Source organism: Promicromonospora alba, from assembly GCF_042654905.1.
GTDB lineage: Bacteria > Actinomycetota > Actinomycetes > Actinomycetales > Cellulomonadaceae > Promicromonospora > Promicromonospora alba.
In genome coordinates this window covers 115,180-131,420 of the sequence record NZ_JBHSFI010000002.1, presented here as the reverse complement: position 1 = coordinate 131,420, position 16,241 = coordinate 115,180, and the positions used below count along the sequence as shown (strand labels likewise).

The following is a 16,241-nucleotide window of genomic DNA, read 5'->3' as shown; positions in this document are numbered from 1 at the left end:
AGCAACTGTTACCCGGAGAGCGGGGTCAGCGCCCAGTGTGCTCAGTACCGCGGCAGCGCGTCCGTGAACGCAGGGTCTCCCCGCCGCATGTAGTCGCCGTCGTTCCGCGCGCCGCGGCCCGACCGCACGAAACGCTCGTGGAGCTCCTCGACCCGCCCCGGGTCGACCTCGACGCCCAGCCCGGGACCGGTCGGGACGGTCACGGCGCCGTCGACGATCTCGATCCCGCCGTCCGGCACCACGTCGTCGGCCCGGTTCCACGGGTAGTGCGTGTCGCAGGCGTAGGCGAGGTTGGGGATCGCCGCGGCCACGTGCGTCATGGCCGCCAGCGAGATGCCGAGGTGCGAGTTCGAGTGCATGGACACGCCCATGCCCGTCGCCTCGCAGATCGCGGCGAGCTCCTTGGTGCGGCGGAGGCCGCCCCAGTAGTGGTGGTCGCTCAGGAGGATCTGGACGGCGTCGCTCCGGACCGCCGGGAGGATGTGCTCGGTCTCGACCACGCACATGTTGGTCGCGAGCGGGAGCCCGGTCTCGGCGTGCACCCGGCTCATCCCGTCGATGCCGAGCACGGGGTCCTCGAGGTATTCGAGGACCCCGTCCAGCCGGCGCGCCACGTCGAGCGCGGTGTCGTGCGTCCACGCCCCGTTCGGGTCGATGCGCCGCGGCAGGCCGGGGAACGCCTCGGCCAGGGCGAGGAGCGAGGCGACCTCGACGTCGGGGTGCAGCGCCCCGGCCTTGAGCTTGATCGACCGGAACCCGTACCTGTCGATCATCCGCTCGGCCTGCGCCACTATGCCGTCCGGGTCGAGGGCGGCGCCCCACTCGTCGTCGTCGGCCCCGATGTGCCCTGCCCACTTGAAGAAGAGGTACGCGCTGTAGTCGACCCGGTCCCGGAGGGCGCCGCCGAGCAGCTCGCTCACCGGCCGGCCGAGCAGCTTGCCCTGGGCGTCCAGCGCCGCCACCTCGATCGGGGCGAACGTCATGAGGCGGGCCTGCGCGCCGAGGTCGGGCCGCAGCCGCCGCAGCACGCCGTCGACCACCGACTCGATGCGGGACGTCGCGAACACGTCCAGCCCCAGCAGCTCGGCCTCGAGCGCGGGGACGACGTCGGGGGGCAGCGCGTCGCCGCGCCCCTCGCCCCACGCGACGACGTCGCCGGCCTCGAGCCGCACGACGGTGCGCAGGGCCAGCGGCTCGTGCACGCCAGCGGCGTTCAGCAGCGGCGGGTCGGAGAAGGCGAGGGGGTAGACGGTGAAGCCGGTGATCCTGCCGTCGATGATGCTCATCCCTTGTTCAGTCCTGTTCATCTCTTGCTGGCTCATCCCTTGATCGCTCCCGCCGAGATACCACGCATGAAGGACCGCTGGAAACCGAGGAAGGCGAGGATGGCGGGCACCATCGCCAGCGTGGAGGCGACGAGGACGACGCCGATACCCACCTCAGGGTCCGCGCGCAGGCTGCTCAGCGCGAGCGGCAGGGTGTAGTTCTTCGCGTCCGAGGCCACGAGCAGGGGCAGCAGGTACTGGTCCCAGATCATCGTGAACCCGAAGACGCCGATGACGCCGAGGGCCGGGGTGACGGTCGGCAGCACCACCGACCAGAAGACGCGGAACTCGCCCGCGCCGTCGAGCCGCGCGGCCTCCTCCAGCTCCTTGGGCACCTCCTTCATGAACTCGGTCATGACGAGGATCGCGAAACCCCACGCGACGATCGGCACGATCATCCCGGCCAGCGAGTCGGTCAGGTTCAGGTGCAGCAGGGGCAGGTCGGACAGCACCACGGCGAGCGGGATCGCGAGGATCTCCTCCGGCAGCATCATGGTCGCGAGGATCAGGACCAGCACGATGCCGGCGCCGCGGAACTTCTTGCGGGCCAGCGCGTAGGCCGCCAGCACCGACACGCCCATCTGCAGCAGCAGCCCGACGCCGACCACGAACAGCGAGTTCGCCAGGTAGCGCAGGACGTCGCGGTTGAGCGCCGCCCGCCAGTTGTCCAGCGTGAGGTCGGTCGGGAACAGCGAGAGCCGGGACGGGTCGCGCGAGCCGTCGAACGCCCCGACCAGGATCGCGATGAGCGGCCCGGCGAAGGTCAGGACGACGAGCGCGCACACCAGGGCCGTGATCGCCCGGATCCACCAGCTGTTCTGGGCGCCCAGGCCCAGCGCCGTGTCGAGGTTCTTGCTCATGATTCCCCCTTGCGCACGCCGGAGCGCACCAGAAGCGTCAGGACGATGGTGGCCAGCAGGAGCACCACGGAGCCGGCGGCGGCGACCCCGAGCTCCACCCGTTCGAACCCGAGCCGGTAGATCAGCGTCATGAGCACCTCGCTCGACCCGTTGGGCCCGCCGTTGGTCAGGAGGTACACCTCGGTGAAGATGCGCATCGCCCGGATCGCGGCGAGCGTCAGCAGGATGGCGAGCGCCGGACGCAGCGCGGGCAGCGTCACGTACCGGATCCGGCGGACCCAGCCCGCGCCGTCGAGCGCGGAGGCCTCGTAGAGCGACCGGTCCACGCCGACCAGGCCGGCGATGATGATGATCATGTCGTAGGGCGCGTCGCGCCAGATGCCCACGAGGATCACCGACAGCAGCGAGGTGTCTGGTGAGTTGATCCACTGCGACGGCTCGATAAGGAAAAAGCCGATGATGCTGTTGGCCAGCCCGTCGTCGGTGGGGTGGTAGATGATGCGCCAGAGCTCGGCGATCACCGCCGTCGGCACGACGACGGGCAGGAACGCCGCGGAACGCACGAACCAGAGCCTGCGGGCCTGGCCTTCGAGCAGGAGCGCGAGCGCGAACCCGACGAGGACGGCGCCGGTGGTCTGCGCGACGGCGATGATCGCCGTGTGCCCGGCCGCGGCGAGGAACTCGTCCGTCGCGACCAGCGCGCGGTAGTTGTCCCAGCCCACCCAGGAGTTGCCGAGGTACGGCTGCACGTCCTGGAAGCTCATCACGAAGGCCTGGCCCATCGGGATGAACTTGAAGTAGACGAAGAGCACGAGCGCCGGGGCGAGGAAGGCCCACGGGATCCACCAGGCGCCGAGGCGGCGGCTGGTTCGTCGTTCGACGGGCGCGCGGCCGGACGGCGGCTGGGTCGGCGCCCCTTCTCGGGTCAGCGCGGTACGGGTCTGCACGGTCATGGCGCCAGCACCTCCTGGTCGGCGAGCTCCGCCGTGAACACCTGGTCGAGCTCCTCCATCTCCGTGCGCACGTCGAGCGAGCAGTCGCTGATCAGGGCATTGAGCGTGTTCGCCGACGCGGTGAGGAACGGGGTCCAGTTGGGCACGGCGGGCACGTACCTGCCGTTGTTGTCGTACAGCTCCTGGAACGTCTTCCACTCCTCGGGGTCCCGCATGCCGTCCATGTCGACGGTCGAGTTCACGGGCAGCCGCACGATGTTGCCGTCCTCGTGCCCGGCCATGCCGATCTTCTGGCCCTCGGGCGAGATCACGTACTCGGCGAAACGCTCCTGTGCGCTCTCGCTCGCCGACCCCGCCATGAGGTAGACATTGTTGCCCTCCGCGAGGGTGACGAGCCCGGCCGGACCGGGTGGCGGCGGGATGACCTCGAGGTCGTCGCCCAGACCGTCGACGAGCGCGGGCAGCTCGTAGGGTGCGACGAGGAACGACCCGGCGCCGCCCGTCTGGAACGTCTCCTTCGTGTTCGTCGTGTCCTGGCTGCTCGCGCCCGGCTGCAGCACGCCCTCGGTGCAGGCGAGGTCCCGGATCCACGTAGCGGCGGCGACAGCGCTGTCATCCGCGACGGCGGAGCGGTAGCCCTCCGGGGTCTCCTCGAAGTACTCGCCGCCGCCCGACCAGAAGAACGTGGAGGTGTTCCACGAGATGTAGCCCCGTTCGGTGGTCCCCGGGACGGCGATGCCCGCGACCTGCTCGCCGGTGCCAGTGGGGTCGTCCTCGACGTAGCCGCGCCACATGGCGACCAGGGAGTCCCAGTCGTCGGGCACCGGGAGCCCGAGGTTCTCCCGCCAGTCCTTGCGGTTGAAGAGTGCGACGGTGTGCGCGGTCATCGGCACGCCGTAGTAGCCGCCGAAGTAGGAGCGGGCGCCGTCCCAGGCCCGCTCGTTGATGTCCTCGGAACCTTCGATCTGCTCCGGATCGATCTCGCGCAGGAAGCCCTGGCTCTGCATGTTGCCGAGCTGGGCGGTGTCGTTGATGACGATGTCCGGCAGGTTCCGCTGCACCGCACGCTGCTGCAGCTTGATCTCGAAGTTGTCGGAGATCGAGGTCATGGTCGCGGGGATGCCCGTCTCCTTCGTGAACTCACGGACGAGCTCCTGCCCGATGAGGTCGGAGGGGCTGCCGGGTCCCTTGCGCTGCCAGATCTCGAGCGACTGCTCCTGGGCGGGCACCTGGTCCACTTCTGCGGCTGCCGTCATCCCGGAGCATCCCGCGAGAGCAAGGACTGCGGCGAGACCGGCTAATGCTTTTGCTCTGGTCATGAGCTCCGTCGTTCATGAGGGGGTGAAAGATGATCGCCACCGTAGGAACGTCACGGCCATGCTGTCCAGAACCGGAAATGCATGCACTGATGCCGCGAGTGCATTACCGGCGGTCGTCCCGGTCCTGCTACGTTCGAGGAACTCGTCCAGGGCCGACTTGTCCTGGGCCGCAGAGTTGTTCTGCCCGGTGACGGGGGCGGCGGAGGGGGCGCGTGCCCCGCCCCACCGCAACCCTGGATGTCCCCAGGCGGGCCACGGGTCGCACCCTTTCCCGGCGCCGGCGACCCCGGGTGGCCCGTCCCGCCGGGCGGCGATGAGGACACGTCATGCCCCGAGCCGACACCGGCTACGGCCCTCTGCTGCGCACACCCGGCGCAGCCGCCTTCTTTCTCACCGCAGCCTTTGGCCGCGTTGGCATCGCCATGACGGGCCTCGGCCTCGTCTGGCTGCTGCACGACCGCACGGGCTCCTATACGACGGCGGGCCTCGCCGCCGCAGGGTTCGCCCTGGCCGAGGCGCTGGTCGGCCCGCAGCTGGCGCGGCTGATCGACCGGGTCGGCCAGACCCGCATGCTGCCGTTCTACCTCCTTGGGCACGGCGCCGCCGTCGTCGGCCTGCTCCTGTCCACGACGTCGACGGCGGCCGTCGTCGCCGCCACCTGCGCCGGCGCAGCGGTGCCACAGCTTGGCGCCCTCTCTGCCGCGCGCTGGGCGCACCTGCTGCGGGCCGAACGGGCCGACGAACTGCCCAGCGCCTTCTCCCTGGAGTCGCTGGCCAACGCCACCGCGTTCCTCGTCGGCCCGGTGCTGGTCACCGCGCTCGGCGCGGCAGGGCACCCGGCGCTGGCCACGGGGCTCGCCGCAGCCCTGATCCTCGGCGGGGGCGCGGCCCTGGCCGTCCAACGCGGCACCGCGCCACCCCCGGCCCGCGGGAACGCCGAGGGGGCGCCACGGGAACGTTCCTCCCTGCTGCAGCCGGCGTTCCTCCTCCTCGCGCTGCTCAATCTCGCGATCGGGCTGTACTTCGGCACCATGAGCGTGGGGGTCACCGCATTCGCCGTCAGCCACGGCACCCCCGCCGTCGCGACGCCGATCATCGCCGCCGCGAGCCTCAGCGGACTGCTCGCCGGCTGGGTCTACGGGCTGCGCAGGCACCCCACCCCGGCACACCGCCAGCTGGTGCTCGCCGCGATCTACCTGACGGCGACGGCGATGTTGCTCCCGCTTGCGCCCTCCGCGCTGTGGCTCGGGGCCGCCGTCGTGCTCACGGAGGCCGCGATCCCGCCGACCCTCGTGCTGCTGACCGTCCTGACCGAACGGGCCGTCCGGCCCACGGCGCTCACCCAGGCCTTCACCTGGAACAACTCCGCGAGTGCGGCCGGATCGGCGCTCGCGGCGGCCCTGGCGGGACGCGCCGCGGACGCCTGGGGTCCGTCGGGAGGGCTCGTGCAGGCACCCCTGGCAGGGCTCGTGCTGGTGGTGCTCTCCCTCGCGCTCTATCGGTCGGTTGCACGAGCAGCACGCTCACTTCGGTCCTTTGCTTCGAATTCGGTCAATCAAACGACCGATCTCGAAGCAAAGGACCGAAGTCAGGAGGCGGGGTGAGGAACGGACCGATTTCGCGGGCGGCTGGACCAGCGACCGGCCGGGTCAGCCCTGAGTCAGCCCTTGGTCTTGCGCGGCCGCCGGGTCAGCAGGGGGTCGTGACCCCGCGGTCGGCTGACGGGGTGGATGGTGGCGAACGCCTCGTCCAGGACGTCCGGTGTCGTGCTCGCGCCGTCCTTCCGGGCCTGGAGCGCCGTCATGACCTGCTCGGCCGCCAGGCGCAGGGATACGCCGGCGTCGCGTGCGGCGCCGACCAGGATCTCCGTGGCCTTGGCCTCGTCGACACCCCGCACCGCCACGAGGACGCCCTTGACCTGCTCGATCGTGGCCTGGCTGACGAAGGCGCGGTTCACCACCGACTCCGACCGGCGGTCGAGCGCCTCCTTCTGGACCGGCGTGACGTCGACGACGTAACCGACCAGCTGCGGCGACCGGCTGCGGGCGTTCTGCGAGCCCTGACCGGTGACGACCACCGATCGGGTCCGGCCGCTCCGGTCCACGATCCGGTGCGCGCACGCGAAGGGCTTACCGAGTCGAAGTGCTTCCCCGGCGGCCCGGACCACGCGGGCCCGGTCGTCGGGGTGCTTGCGGGAGCCGAGTGCCTCAAAGCCCGGCTCGACCTCGTTCCGCTTCCATCCGTGCATGGTGTAGACCTCGTCGGACCACCACCAGGTGCCGGAGGCGAGGTCGACGCTGTATCGGCCGACCAGAAGATTGGTTCCCAGGCCGAGGGCGCGAGTCAGATCTGCCGCGGAAAAGCCCTGCGTGCTGGCTCCGGCGTCGTTCCCGGCCTCTTCGGCAAAGTCCGTCTCGAGCTGAGTGACGGCTGACATATGAACCTCCCAGATCCCCTGCGGACCTGGAGCCGCTTCATGACCCCGTGTCCCAGAGTATAGAGGGGTTCGGACGATTCGGACAGTCGAGCCCTCGAGGTTCCTGCCGAAACCGCAGGTCAGGCCCCTGCCGAAGCCGTGTTCTCGAGGGGTGCGAGCAGGGCGGATTCGCCCTCCTTCCAGCGGCTGAGCGCGTACGCGCCCATGTCGCCCTCGACCGCCAGGCATGCGGCCATCCCGAGGAGGACGTCGTCGAGAAGCGCGGGCTGCTGCTCCACGAGCCGGCCCGCGAGGTCGCGCGCCGCGATCTGCTCGTGGACCGAGTCTGCCTCCACGTGCTCGTCGAAGTAGCCCGTCGTCTCGGCGCCATACCCGAGGCGCCGAAAGCCGCTGCTGTACAGCCGGCTGGGGATCGACGAGGTGATCTCGTACGCGGCCAGGTGCCCGACGATCGCGCCGCGCAGCCGGCGGTGCAGCGCGAACAGCCACATGGTGTTGAGCGAGACCAGGGATGGCGTCGGCACCGTGCCGAGGTACCGGCCGTACGTGTCGTCGAGCTCGACGCTGCGCATGGTGCGCGCGAAGAGCTCCGCGTGCAGGTGCCCCGGACGGCCGTTGCCGTACTCGTCGGCCTGGATCTCCACCAGGGCCGACTTGGGCGTGCCGTACAGCCGCGGGATCGCCCAGGTGTGCGGGTCGGCCTCCATCAGCTGGTAGACCGAGCGCAGGGCCAGGAACTCGCGTGCCTGGTCCGCGTCCGCGTGCCTGGCGACGTAGCGCGACATGCTCGGGGAGTCATCGGCCTCGGCCAGCTCGAACAGCCGACGGGCGACGCCTGCGGCGTCGGTGGCGTCGCACGTCGGCCGTCCCGCCCGCGCACGCACCGCCGCCTCGAACGGCCGCTCCAGCGACTGCCGGACACCCAGCAGCGCCGGGTCCCACTCCCACGCGTCGTCGACACCGTCGATACCTCGGTGGTGCAGCCCGTACAGGACGGTGAGGGTGAGCTGGAAGTCGCCGTCGTGCAGCACCCCGCCCTCGTGTTCGCGGCGCAGAGCGTCGGTGGCCGTCTCCCGCAACCGCGCGAGCTCGGCGTAGGTGTCGTCGGTGGGCGGTCCGGCCGTGAGCGCGGCGAGCAGCGCCGAGCTCAGCGGGCCGCGCGGACGGGGGAGCGGCAGCCGGGCGCCGGAGCGCGAGGCGCTCTCCTCGGTGGCGCTCGTGGAGATGTGGTCCCGCACCGGGGTTGTGGTCATGTTGAGGCTCCTGTTCGTGCACCGGCCGCGCCCCTGCTCGACGCCGCGTTCATCCTGAGCGAGAAGCGGCTCGCTCGCGAGACGTGCGACCGAGTGCCGCTCCCGGGTTGCGAGTGGTTCTCGTCGTCCTACGTTGGTGGGCGAGGTCAGGAAGCGGCCGCACTGGTGGAGCACGGGCGTCCGTGCTCCACGATTCGCGCCCGGTCCGTCCGGGTGCGGACGATGACAGGAGTCCGACCATGAGCGATGTCCCATACGGCGCACGGTCTGGTTCGCAGAGCACGTGGGCGCCGGACCAGACGCACGACAGTCCTGGACAGGACACGTCCAGCGTCAAGGAGAAGCTTGCCGAGACGGCGTCGCACGTAGGCGACGCAGGCCGGGAGACGGCCCAGGACGCCAAGGAGAAGGCGCGCGAGGTCGCCCACGAGGCCACCGACCAGGTGCGGGGCCTCGCGGACCGCGCACGGTCCGAGCTGGGCTCGCAGGCCGGCTCCCAGCAGCAGAAGCTGGCCGGCGGCCTGCGGACGCTGGGTGACGAGCTGAGCCAGATGGCGAGCGGCACCCAGGAACCCGGCTACGCGAGCGAGCTCGTCAACCGGGCGGGCGACGCCACCAAGCAGGTCGCGCAGTGGTTCGAGGACCGCGAGCCCGCGGCTGTCCTGCACGAGATCGAGGACTTCGCCAGGCGCCGTCCAGGCATGTTCCTCGCGATGGCGGCGGGAGCCGGCCTGCTGGTCGGGCGGTTCCTCCGGAGCGCGAAGGACGCCCCCTCGGACGGTCCTGGCCAGTCCGGCACCGGATCGGACACGTCCGGGTACGCCACCGGCTATCCGACGACGGCGGGTCACGAGAGCACGGGAACCACGAGCTCCGGCGGTCTGAGCAGCGCCTATCCGCCGCCCGCGTTCCAGCCGACCACGCCTGACGGCACGGGCCCGCAGGCCTTCGGAGGTGACACCGATGTCCGGAACCCGTGACCCCTTCGCCGCGTCCAGCGCGGCACCGCGTACGACGGCCGAGGGCGTGCCGACGGCGTCCACGGGGTTCGGTGACCCGTCCGCCGAGGCCGCCCAGCGAAGCGTGAGCGAGCTCGTCGGCGAGGTCAGCCGTGACCTCTCGACGCTCGTCCGGCAGGAGATCGAGCTTGCCAAGGCGGAGGCGAAGCAGTCCGCGCAACGGGCCGGGAAGGGCGCCGGGATGTTCGGCGGCGCCGGGGTGGCGGGCTACATGGTCCTGCTGTTCCTGTCCCTCGCGCTGTGGTGGGCGCTCGGCACGGTCATGGGCCTCGGTTGGTCGGGGCTGGTCGTCGCTGCCGTGTGGGCAGTGATCGCCGCTGTGCTCGCCATGCGCGGCAAGAAGGAGCTGCAGTCGGTGGAGGGCCTGCCCCAGACCGCCGACTCGGTCAAGAAGATCCCTGACGCACTGCGAGGACATGAGGAGAGGAACGCATGAGCACCAGCGACCCGCAGGAGATCCGGGAAGAGATCGAGCGCACCCGCGCCGAGCTGAGCTACGACGTGGACACGCTCGGCGAGAAGGTGAACCCGAGCAGCGTGGCCCGCCGCAAGGTGGACCAGGCGAAGGACGGCATCTCGCGCGTCAAGGACCGTGTCATGGGCACGGCCCACGACACGGTCGGTTCGGCGCAGGGCACGACGCACGACCTGGCCGACCGTGGCCGGGAGGCGGCGTCGTCTGCCGCCGAGTCGGCGCGGCACGCCGCGTCGTCCGTCGCCGAGACGGCCGGGTCGGCGCCACGCAAGGTGCGCGAGCAGACCCAGGGCAACCCGCTGGCAGCGGGTCTTGTGGCCTTCGGGCTGGGCCTCGTGATTGCATCGCTCGTGCCGTCGAGCCGCGCCGAGCAGCGCGCCGTCAAGGCGGTCGAGGAGAAGGCCGCGCCGCTCGTCGAGGGCGCGAAGTCGACCGCGACCGAGCTGGTGCACGACCTCGAGGAGCCGGCGCGGGAGAGCGTCCAGGCCGTGGGGGATGCCGCGAAGGATGCGGCGCGCGCGGTCGGTGAGCACGGCCGCGAGGCCGCGTCCGACATCCGCTCGCGGGCGTCGGGCTCCGAGTGACCTGTACTCGGTGACCTGTTCTCGGTGGCCGGTTCTGGGGACCGGTACTGAGTGACCGGCTCGGTGTGACCGGCTCGGTGTGACCAGTTCTGGGGACTGGTCACACCGAGCCGGCGAGGGGAACGGCAGCCGGCGGCCGGTGCTGTCGAGCGAGCAGCGTCGAGCGCGAACGTGGGAGATGACATGGCCGAGATCAACGACACGTCCGAGCGGACCGACGCCCCGCATCCGGACGACCGGCGCAAGCCGGACGCACCCCCGGATCTGCGCAAGCGGACGTGGACGTACGTCCTGCGGAACACCGTGCGGCAGTTCTCGCGCGACCAGTGCACGGACCTGGCCGCGGCGCTGACCTACTACGCGGTGCTCGCGGCGGCGCCCGCGCTGCTCGCGCTGGTCTCGGTGCTCGGTCTCGTGGGCAACGGAGGCCAGGCGGTCGAGCGCGTGATCGGCACGATGGACGGCGTCCTGCCGCCCGACGTGCTGTCCGTGGTCGAACCGCTCGTCCAGAACGCCGCCGGTGGCGGGGGCAAGGCCGGCTTCGCACTGCTCGTCGGTGTGGCGCTGGCACTGTGGTCCGCCTCCGGGTACGTCGGCGCCTTCGGACGTGCGATGAACCAGATCTACGAGATCGACGAGGGCCGGCCCGTCTGGAAGCTCCGCCCCGTGATGCTGCTGGTCACCCTCGTGGCCGTCGTCATAGCGGCGCTGATCGTGGCGGCGGTGGCGCTGAGCGGGCCGGTCGCGCAGGCGGTCGGTGACGCCGTCGGCCTCGGGTCGACCGCCGTGACCGTCTGGAGCATCGCCAAGTGGCCGGTGGTGCTGCTGCTCGTCGTCGTGCTCGTGGCGATCCTGTACCACGTCACCCCGAACGTGCGGCAGCCCAGGATGCGCTGGCTCAGCGTCGGCGCGTTCGTCGCGATCCTCGTGTGGGCGCTCGCGTCCGCAGCGTTCGCGCTGTACGTGGCGACGTTCTCGAGCTACGACGCCACGTACGGGTCGCTCGCCGGCATCATCGTGTTCCTCCTGTGGCTCTGGATCACCAACCTGGCGCTGCTGTTCGGCGCGGAGCTGGACGCCGAGCTGGAGCGGGGCCGCGAGCTCCAGGGCGGCATCGCCGCGGAGGAGACGGTGCAGCTGCCGCCCAAGGACGCCCGCGCGAGCGAGAAGCGGGAGGCGAAGCATCTCAAGGAGGTCGAGCGCGGCCGGGAGCTGCGGCTCGCCGCCGAGCGGGACGGCGCTGACAAGGATGGCGCTGACAAGGATGGCGCTGACAAGGACGGCGCGAGCAAGAATCGGCGCACCGACGACCGCACCGACCACCCAGCCTGAGGGAGACCGCATGACGACGTTCGACGAGTCCCTGACAGCCCGCGCGGAGGAGGCGTCCCGTGGCGGCGCCCCGGAGGTCACGGTCACGGCCTGCCCCGACGGCCCGCTGCTGCTGCGCGGCCCGGCGACGATCCTCGGCCCCGACGGCGAGCCCGTGGAGCGCCGTCGGGCCACGGTGGCCCTGTGCCGCTGCGGCGGCACCGCCATCGCACCGTGGTGCGACGGGACGCACAAGGTGAACGGCTACCGCTCCACGGACTGACGCGGCGATTAGTGCGCTAGACCCGGAACGCCCGCCGGCGCGCGTAGGCGTGGAACCGCGCCAGCACGTCGATCTGCTGGTGCGCCTGGGCGATCAGCTCGTCGAGCTGCGCGGGGTCCAGGCCGATCTCGTCGGCGTGCTCGCGCAGCGTCTGCCAGCCACCGATCTTGGCGAGGACTCCCGCCCGCATCACCTCGGGCTCGAACACCATGGTCATCGGGGACTGCTCGACCACCCGGCCGTTGAGCTTGAGGCGGCCCGCCTTCTCGCCCGCCCATGCAGCGACCTGGCGGTACCGGCGGCGCGGCACGTCCAGCCGGTCCAGCAGGTCGCGGTAGAGCTCCCGCTCGCCGCGCAGCTGCTCGGTGACCTCGGCCAGCTCGGCGTGGAAGGGCGTGTCCCGGAAGGCGCGGGTCATGCGCTCCAGGCGCCCCAGGCCGGCCGTCGAAGCGGTGAAGTGCTCGGAGAGATAGAGGCCGAACAGGTAGCGGTCCATCGTGTCCGGGATCCGCAGGTCGCCCCGGGCCCGCAGCGGCAGGACCGACGCCCCTGCCGGCCGAGGGCTCGCGGGGCGCAGTGGAGCCGAGCCCGCACCCTGCCCGGCCGCCATGCCGTCGAGCAGGTCCTCCACGGCTTGTGCCGCCGTGCGGCGTGGCACCCAGCCCAGCTCGGCCCTGATCCGGGAGGTGTCCAGCACCGGCACGGTCATCGCCATGTCGAGCCAGCCAGGGTCGGCGCGGACGATCCGGCCGTCGTAGGCGGCGGCCAGCGCCGCGCGGACGACGGCGGGCGGCACCTCGACCAGCCGCCCGTGGCCGACGATCCGTGCGAGGTCCGCACCGCGCAGCACGTCGTCCGCCGCGACGTTGAACGCGCCGCCGGCCCGCTTGACGACGACACGCCGGTAGGCATCGGCGACGTCATCGGCGTGCACCGCCTGCAGACGCAGGCCGGTCGGCAGCGGCAGCGCGGGCGGACGGCCGTGCCGCAGCAGCTGCGTCGGTACGAGCGGTCCCAGGAAATAACGCACCACCGACTGGGCGGCGTCCGCCTGGAAGATCAGCGCGGGGCGCAGGCGTGCCACGGTGACCTCTGGATGCTCGGCCTCCAGCTCGTCCAGCACCCGCTCCTGCGCCGCCTTGTCCACGCTGTAGTGCGACGTCGGTACGCCGCCGGTGGACCAGTCCTCGCGGCGCGGACCGTCGTCGTCGACCGGGGAGTACGCACCCACCGAGGACGCGACCACCAGGTGCGGCACGCCCGCCCGCGCGACGGCGTCGGCCACCCGGCGTGTGCCCTCCACGTTGGTGCGGCGCAGCAGGTCGCGCTCGCGGTTGGGCTGGACGAGCCACGCGAGGTGGACGACGGCGTCGGCGCCGCGGAAGTGCTCGGTGAGCTGGCCGACGACGGCATCGGCCCCGGTCTCGGCGCCGTCCGTCGGGCCGTCCTCGGCCGCGAGATCGACGGGCGCCCACTCGGCGTAGCGGTACGGTTCGGCGTTCCGGTCGGGCAACCGCCGGGCCATGCCGAGCACGGACGTGACCCGCGGCTCGGCGTGCAGCGCCCGCAGCAGCGCGGTCCCGGCGTTCCCTGTGGCTCCCACGACGACTACACGCATGAGATCACGGTCACACCGGCCCGGTGCACTCGCATTCGACGGCACGCTCTCGCGTGTCGGCGCGTGTTCCACCATGCTGGCGACATGCCCGGGATCAGCTCGCGACGGACCCACCGATTCGAGGACGACGGCCTCACCGTCGTCGGGCACGTCTCGGCGCCGCCCGACGCGGGCCGAGCGTTCGTGCTCGTGCACGGCGTGGGCTGCTCGTCGCGCACGTACGCCAGGCTCGTGGACCACCTGGTGGCCCACGGCGAGGTCCACGCGCTGGACCTGCCCGGGTACGGCGCGTCCCCGCACCCGCGCCGCGACGTCACGGTCCCTGAGCACGCGGCAGTCGTCGCGCGGTACGTCCGCCGGCACGTGCTCGACGTCGGACTGCCCGCACCGGTCCTCGTCGGGCACTCGATGGGCACGCAGATAGTGGGCCAGCTGCTCGCCGACCACCCCGACGCCGCGTCGGCGGGCGTCCTCCTCGGCCCGACGGCGGAGCCCGGCGCCCGGACCTTCCCGCGTCAGGCGGTACGCCTCGCGATCGACGTCGTGGGCGAGTCGCCGCGCACCATCGGCACGCTCCTGGTCGACTCCCTGGTGCGCTGCGGCGCGCCGTACTACCTGCGCCAGCTGCGTCACGTCGTCGAGCACCGGCTGGAGGACGTGCTGCCCCGCACCACGGCGCCCGTCGTCGTGGTGCGGGGCGAGCGCGACCCCGTCGCGCCGGAGCGGTGGGTAGAGGCGCTCGCGGCGAGCGCCCCGCTCGGGCGGCACCGCACGGTGGGCGGCAGGCATCACGCGATGGACGCGGACCCCGCGGGCGTCGCCGAGGCCGTCCTGGACGCGTGGCCCGCGGCGGACCGGGGCATCGGATGAGCGGCCGGCTGCGCTCGCCCGACGGCGTGCTCCCGCGGCTCGCCGCGTGGGCCGCCGACTATGCGTGGGCCACGGAGCGGCAGGCGCGGCACTTCCTGAGGCGGCCGAAGCTGCCCGGGGCGTCCGGCGCGTCGTCGCAGGCCCCCGTCCTGCTGCTGCCCGGCATCTACGAGACCTGGGAGTTCCTGCAGCCCGTGGCCACGGCGCTGGCCCGCGCGGGACATCCGGTCCATGCCGTGCCAGGCCTCAAGCTCAACCTCCGGCCGGTCCCGGAGTCGGCGGACATCGTGGTCGAGCACCTGGAACGCACGGGCCTGACCGGGGTGGTGCTCGTGGCGCACAGCAAGGGCGGCCTCATCGGCAAGCGGGTCATGCTCTCCGGGGCGAGCGACCGGGTGCTCGGCATGGTCGCGATCGCGACACCGTTCACCGGCTCCCGCTGGGCCCGATACATGCTCTCGCGGTCGCTGCGGTCGTTCGACCCCCGCGACCCGGTGCTGCTGGCGCTCGCCGGGGAGCTGCTCGTCAACGAGTGCATCACCGCCGTCTACCCGCGGTTCGACCCGCACATCCCCGAGACGGGCCGGCTGGAGGGCGCGCGGAACATCGAGCTGCCGCTGTCGGGGCACTTCCGGCCGCTGGGGCACCCGTTGCTCGTGGAGACCGTGGTGCGCGAGGTGGCGCGGGTGGAGTCCGAGCGCGCGGTGCGCTGATTCCGGTTCGCCAGGTCGCACGTGGTCAACTGGGATGTGCTCACCGTCCGCCACAGCTCGCCGCGCCGGACCGACGTCGCCCTGACGCTCGGACCGCTGGGGCACGGGCCCGCGGACCCGACGTTCCACCGGGCCGCGGACGGAACGGTCTGGCGGACGTCGCTGCTGTCCACAGGGCCGGTGACGCAGCGATTCGTGCCCGCCGGCCCGCACGAGGTGGTGGTGCAGCTCTGGGGCGACGGCGCGCGGGAGGCCGCCGACGCGCTGCCCACGCTGCTCGGCGAGGACGACGACGTCACCGGCTTCGCGCCGCCGCCGCAGGTCCGCGACGCCCATCGCCGGGCGGCCGGGATGCGGATGGTGCGCAGCGGCCGGGTGCTGGAGGCCCTCGTGCCCGCGGTCCTGGAGCAACGCGTGCAGACCGTGACAGCGCATCGGGCGTGGCAGTGGCTCGTGCGGAGGTACGGCACGCGCGCGCCGGGCCCGGCGCCTGAGGGCCTGCGGGGCGGATTGCGGGTGGTCCCGGACGCGCAGACCTGGACGCGGGTGCCGGTGTGGGACTGGCACCGCGCCGGCGTCGACCCCGGACGAGCCCGCACGGTGATGCGGTGCGCGCTGGTGGCGCCGCGTCTCGAGGAGGCGTGCGCGATGGCGCCCGCGGAAGCTCGCGCACGGCTCGAGAAGGTGCAGGGCGTCGGGGTGTGGACGTCGGCGGAAGTGGCGCAGCGCGCGTTCGGCGACGCGGACGCCGTCTCCGTGGGCGACTTCCACCTGCCCGCGGCGGTCGGCTGGGCGCTGTCCGGTGAGCGCACCGACGACGCCGGGATGCTGCGGCTGCTGGCGCCGTACGCCCCGCACCGGCACCGGGTGGTCCGGCTGCTCATGATCGGTGGGCGGGCCAAGGCGCCCCGCCGCGGGCCGAAGACGCCGATCGCGGACTATCGAGCGTTCTGACGGCTGCCGGTGGGCAGCCGGGGGACCGGTTGGGTCTCTGTGCTGGGTTCTTGTGCTGGGTTCTTGCGCTGGGTTCTTGCGCTCGACTCTTGCGCTCGACTCTTGCGCTGGGACTTCGGGCTGGACTGCGCGTTAGGTCTCGCGTTGGCGCCTCGGGGCGAGCGCGCGGATGGTGTGCGCCGCGTGCTCGCGCGTCCGCGCGGGGTCGGTCGTGGCGAGGAGGTCAAGGACGTGGCGCGTGCAGGGAGGCGCCGCGTACAGGGAGGC

At 72.2% G+C, this 16,241-nt stretch carries 16 protein-coding genes; 9 read left to right on the top strand and 7 right to left on the bottom strand.

What is annotated here, in order from left to right; all coding sequences use genetic code 11:
- Positions 1–41: 41 nt before the first annotated feature.
- Genes ACFO6V_RS03730 through ACFO6V_RS03715 form a run of 4 tightly spaced genes read right to left on the bottom strand, consistent with a single transcriptional unit; the run spans position 42 to position 4,394 of the window.
- Positions 42–1,286: an enolase C-terminal domain-like protein gene (locus ACFO6V_RS03730; protein WP_377132367.1), complete on the bottom strand. Its 1,245-nt coding sequence runs from the start codon at positions 1,284–1,286 to the stop codon at positions 42–44.
- A gap of 32 nt (positions 1,287–1,318) precedes the next feature.
- Positions 1,319–2,185, bottom strand: a complete 867-nt coding sequence (locus ACFO6V_RS03725; protein WP_377132365.1) for a carbohydrate ABC transporter permease — start codon at positions 2,183–2,185, stop codon at positions 1,319–1,321.
- The gene (locus ACFO6V_RS03720) at positions 2,182–3,138 is read right to left on the bottom strand and encodes a carbohydrate ABC transporter permease (RefSeq protein ID WP_377132363.1); all 957 of its coding nucleotides are present in this window, start codon (positions 3,136–3,138) and stop codon (positions 2,182–2,184) included. Before ACFO6V_RS03720 ends, ACFO6V_RS03725 begins: the two co-directional genes overlap by 4 nt.
- Positions 3,135–4,394, bottom strand: a complete 1,260-nt coding sequence (locus tag ACFO6V_RS03715; protein WP_377132360.1) for a sugar ABC transporter substrate-binding protein — start codon at positions 4,392–4,394, stop codon at positions 3,135–3,137. The genes ACFO6V_RS03720 and ACFO6V_RS03715 overlap by 4 nt, the downstream gene beginning before the upstream one ends.
- A 389-nt stretch (positions 4,395–4,783) precedes the next feature.
- On the opposite strand from ACFO6V_RS03715, the gene ACFO6V_RS03710 reads away from it, so the two are divergent.
- Positions 4,784–6,061, top strand: a complete 1,278-nt coding sequence (locus ACFO6V_RS03710; RefSeq protein ID WP_377132358.1) for an MFS transporter — start codon at positions 4,784–4,786, stop codon at positions 6,059–6,061.
- Between the two features lie 56 nt (positions 6,062–6,117).
- On the opposite strand, the gene ACFO6V_RS03705 is transcribed toward ACFO6V_RS03710, so the two are convergent.
- Together ACFO6V_RS03705 and ACFO6V_RS03700 are read right to left on the bottom strand one after the other, a co-directional pair.
- The gene (locus ACFO6V_RS03705) at positions 6,118–6,894 is read right to left on the bottom strand and encodes a PAS and ANTAR domain-containing protein (protein WP_377132356.1); all 777 of its coding nucleotides are present in this window, start codon (positions 6,892–6,894) and stop codon (positions 6,118–6,120) included.
- 119 nt (positions 6,895–7,013) lie between these two features.
- On the bottom strand, positions 7,014–8,147 hold the full coding sequence (locus ACFO6V_RS03700; protein WP_377132354.1) for an iron-containing redox enzyme family protein: 1,134 nt from the start codon (positions 8,145–8,147) through the stop codon (positions 7,014–7,016).
- 239 nt (positions 8,148–8,386) lie between these two features.
- On the opposite strand from ACFO6V_RS03700, the gene ACFO6V_RS03695 reads away from it, so the two are divergent.
- From ACFO6V_RS03695 to ACFO6V_RS03675, 5 genes are all read left to right on the top strand, one after another.
- Positions 8,387–9,127 (top strand): hypothetical protein, encoded by a 741-nt coding sequence (locus tag ACFO6V_RS03695; protein ID WP_377132352.1) that lies wholly within the window; start codon positions 8,387–8,389, stop codon positions 9,125–9,127.
- A complete protein-coding gene (locus tag ACFO6V_RS03690) occupies positions 9,111–9,602 on the top strand; it encodes a phage holin family protein (protein ID WP_377132350.1) in 492 nt (163 codons plus the stop codon). The genes ACFO6V_RS03695 and ACFO6V_RS03690 overlap by 17 nt, the downstream gene beginning before the upstream one ends.
- Entirely contained in the window at positions 9,599–10,225 is a 627-nt protein-coding gene (locus tag ACFO6V_RS03685) for a DUF3618 domain-containing protein (RefSeq protein ID WP_377132348.1), read from the top strand. Before ACFO6V_RS03690 ends, ACFO6V_RS03685 begins: the two co-directional genes overlap by 4 nt.
- Before the next feature lie 183 nt (positions 10,226–10,408).
- Entirely contained in the window at positions 10,409–11,557 is a 1,149-nt protein-coding gene (locus tag ACFO6V_RS03680; RefSeq protein ID WP_377132346.1) for a YihY/virulence factor BrkB family protein, read from the top strand.
- Between the two features lie 10 nt (positions 11,558–11,567).
- Positions 11,568–11,819, top strand: coding sequence for a CDGSH iron-sulfur domain-containing protein (locus ACFO6V_RS03675; protein ID WP_377132344.1), 252 nt, complete (start codon positions 11,568–11,570; stop codon positions 11,817–11,819).
- A 16-nt stretch (positions 11,820–11,835) separates the two neighbouring features.
- Here ACFO6V_RS03675 and ACFO6V_RS03670 read toward each other — a convergent pair whose 3' ends face one another.
- On the bottom strand, positions 11,836–13,437 hold the full coding sequence (locus tag ACFO6V_RS03670) for an NAD-dependent epimerase/dehydratase family protein (protein WP_377132342.1): 1,602 nt from the start codon (positions 13,435–13,437) through the stop codon (positions 11,836–11,838).
- Positions 13,438–13,521: 84 nt separating this feature from the next.
- Between ACFO6V_RS03670 and ACFO6V_RS03665 the strand changes: the two genes are divergently transcribed.
- The 3 genes from ACFO6V_RS03665 to ACFO6V_RS03655 are packed head-to-tail and all read left to right on the top strand — an operon-like array spanning position 13,522 to position 15,974.
- Positions 13,522–14,307: an alpha/beta fold hydrolase gene (locus tag ACFO6V_RS03665; protein ID WP_377132340.1), complete on the top strand. Its 786-nt coding sequence runs from the start codon at positions 13,522–13,524 to the stop codon at positions 14,305–14,307.
- Positions 14,304–15,020, top strand: a complete 717-nt coding sequence (locus ACFO6V_RS03660) for an esterase/lipase family protein (RefSeq protein WP_377132338.1) — start codon at positions 14,304–14,306, stop codon at positions 15,018–15,020. The genes ACFO6V_RS03665 and ACFO6V_RS03660 overlap by 4 nt, the downstream gene beginning before the upstream one ends.
- A gap of 21 nt (positions 15,021–15,041) precedes the next feature.
- Positions 15,042–15,974, top strand: a complete 933-nt coding sequence (locus ACFO6V_RS03655; protein WP_377132336.1) for a DNA-3-methyladenine glycosylase family protein — start codon at positions 15,042–15,044, stop codon at positions 15,972–15,974.
- Positions 15,975–16,241 lie beyond the last annotated feature (267 nt).

Bases quoted from the DNA above. Each gene is read 5' to 3' on its own strand.
- ACFO6V_RS03710 (WP_377132358.1), top strand. From the start codon at position 4,784: ATGCCCCGAGCCGACACCGGCTACGGCCCTCTGCTGCGCACACCCGGC.
- ACFO6V_RS03665 (WP_377132340.1), top strand. From the start codon at position 13,522: ATGCCCGGGATCAGCTCGCGACGGACCCACCGATTCGAGGACGACGGC.
- ACFO6V_RS03715 (WP_377132360.1), bottom strand. From the start codon at position 4,394: ATGACGGCAGCCGCAGAAGTGGACCAGGTGCCCGCCCAGGAGCAGTCG.
- ACFO6V_RS03690 (WP_377132350.1), top strand. From the start codon at position 9,111: ATGTCCGGAACCCGTGACCCCTTCGCCGCGTCCAGCGCGGCACCGCGT.
- ACFO6V_RS03685 (WP_377132348.1), top strand. From the start codon at position 9,599: ATGAGCACCAGCGACCCGCAGGAGATCCGGGAAGAGATCGAGCGCACC.
- ACFO6V_RS03705 (WP_377132356.1), bottom strand. From the start codon at position 6,894: ATGTCAGCCGTCACTCAGCTCGAGACGGACTTTGCCGAAGAGGCCGGG.
- ACFO6V_RS03680 (WP_377132346.1), top strand. From the start codon at position 10,409: ATGGCCGAGATCAACGACACGTCCGAGCGGACCGACGCCCCGCATCCG.
- ACFO6V_RS03720 (WP_377132363.1), bottom strand. From the start codon at position 3,138: ATGACCGTGCAGACCCGTACCGCGCTGACCCGAGAAGGGGCGCCGACC.
- ACFO6V_RS03670 (WP_377132342.1), bottom strand. From the start codon at position 13,437: ATGCGTGTAGTCGTCGTGGGAGCCACAGGGAACGCCGGGACCGCGCTG.
- ACFO6V_RS03700 (WP_377132354.1), bottom strand. From the start codon at position 8,147: ATGACCACAACCCCGGTGCGGGACCACATCTCCACGAGCGCCACCGAG.
- ACFO6V_RS03725 (WP_377132365.1), bottom strand. From the start codon at position 2,185: ATGAGCAAGAACCTCGACACGGCGCTGGGCCTGGGCGCCCAGAACAGC.
- ACFO6V_RS03730 (WP_377132367.1), bottom strand. From the start codon at position 1,286: ATGAGCATCATCGACGGCAGGATCACCGGCTTCACCGTCTACCCCCTC.
- ACFO6V_RS03695 (WP_377132352.1), top strand. From the start codon at position 8,387: ATGAGCGATGTCCCATACGGCGCACGGTCTGGTTCGCAGAGCACGTGG.
- ACFO6V_RS03660 (WP_377132338.1), top strand. From the start codon at position 14,304: ATGAGCGGCCGGCTGCGCTCGCCCGACGGCGTGCTCCCGCGGCTCGCC.
- ACFO6V_RS03675 (WP_377132344.1), top strand. From the start codon at position 11,568: ATGACGACGTTCGACGAGTCCCTGACAGCCCGCGCGGAGGAGGCGTCC.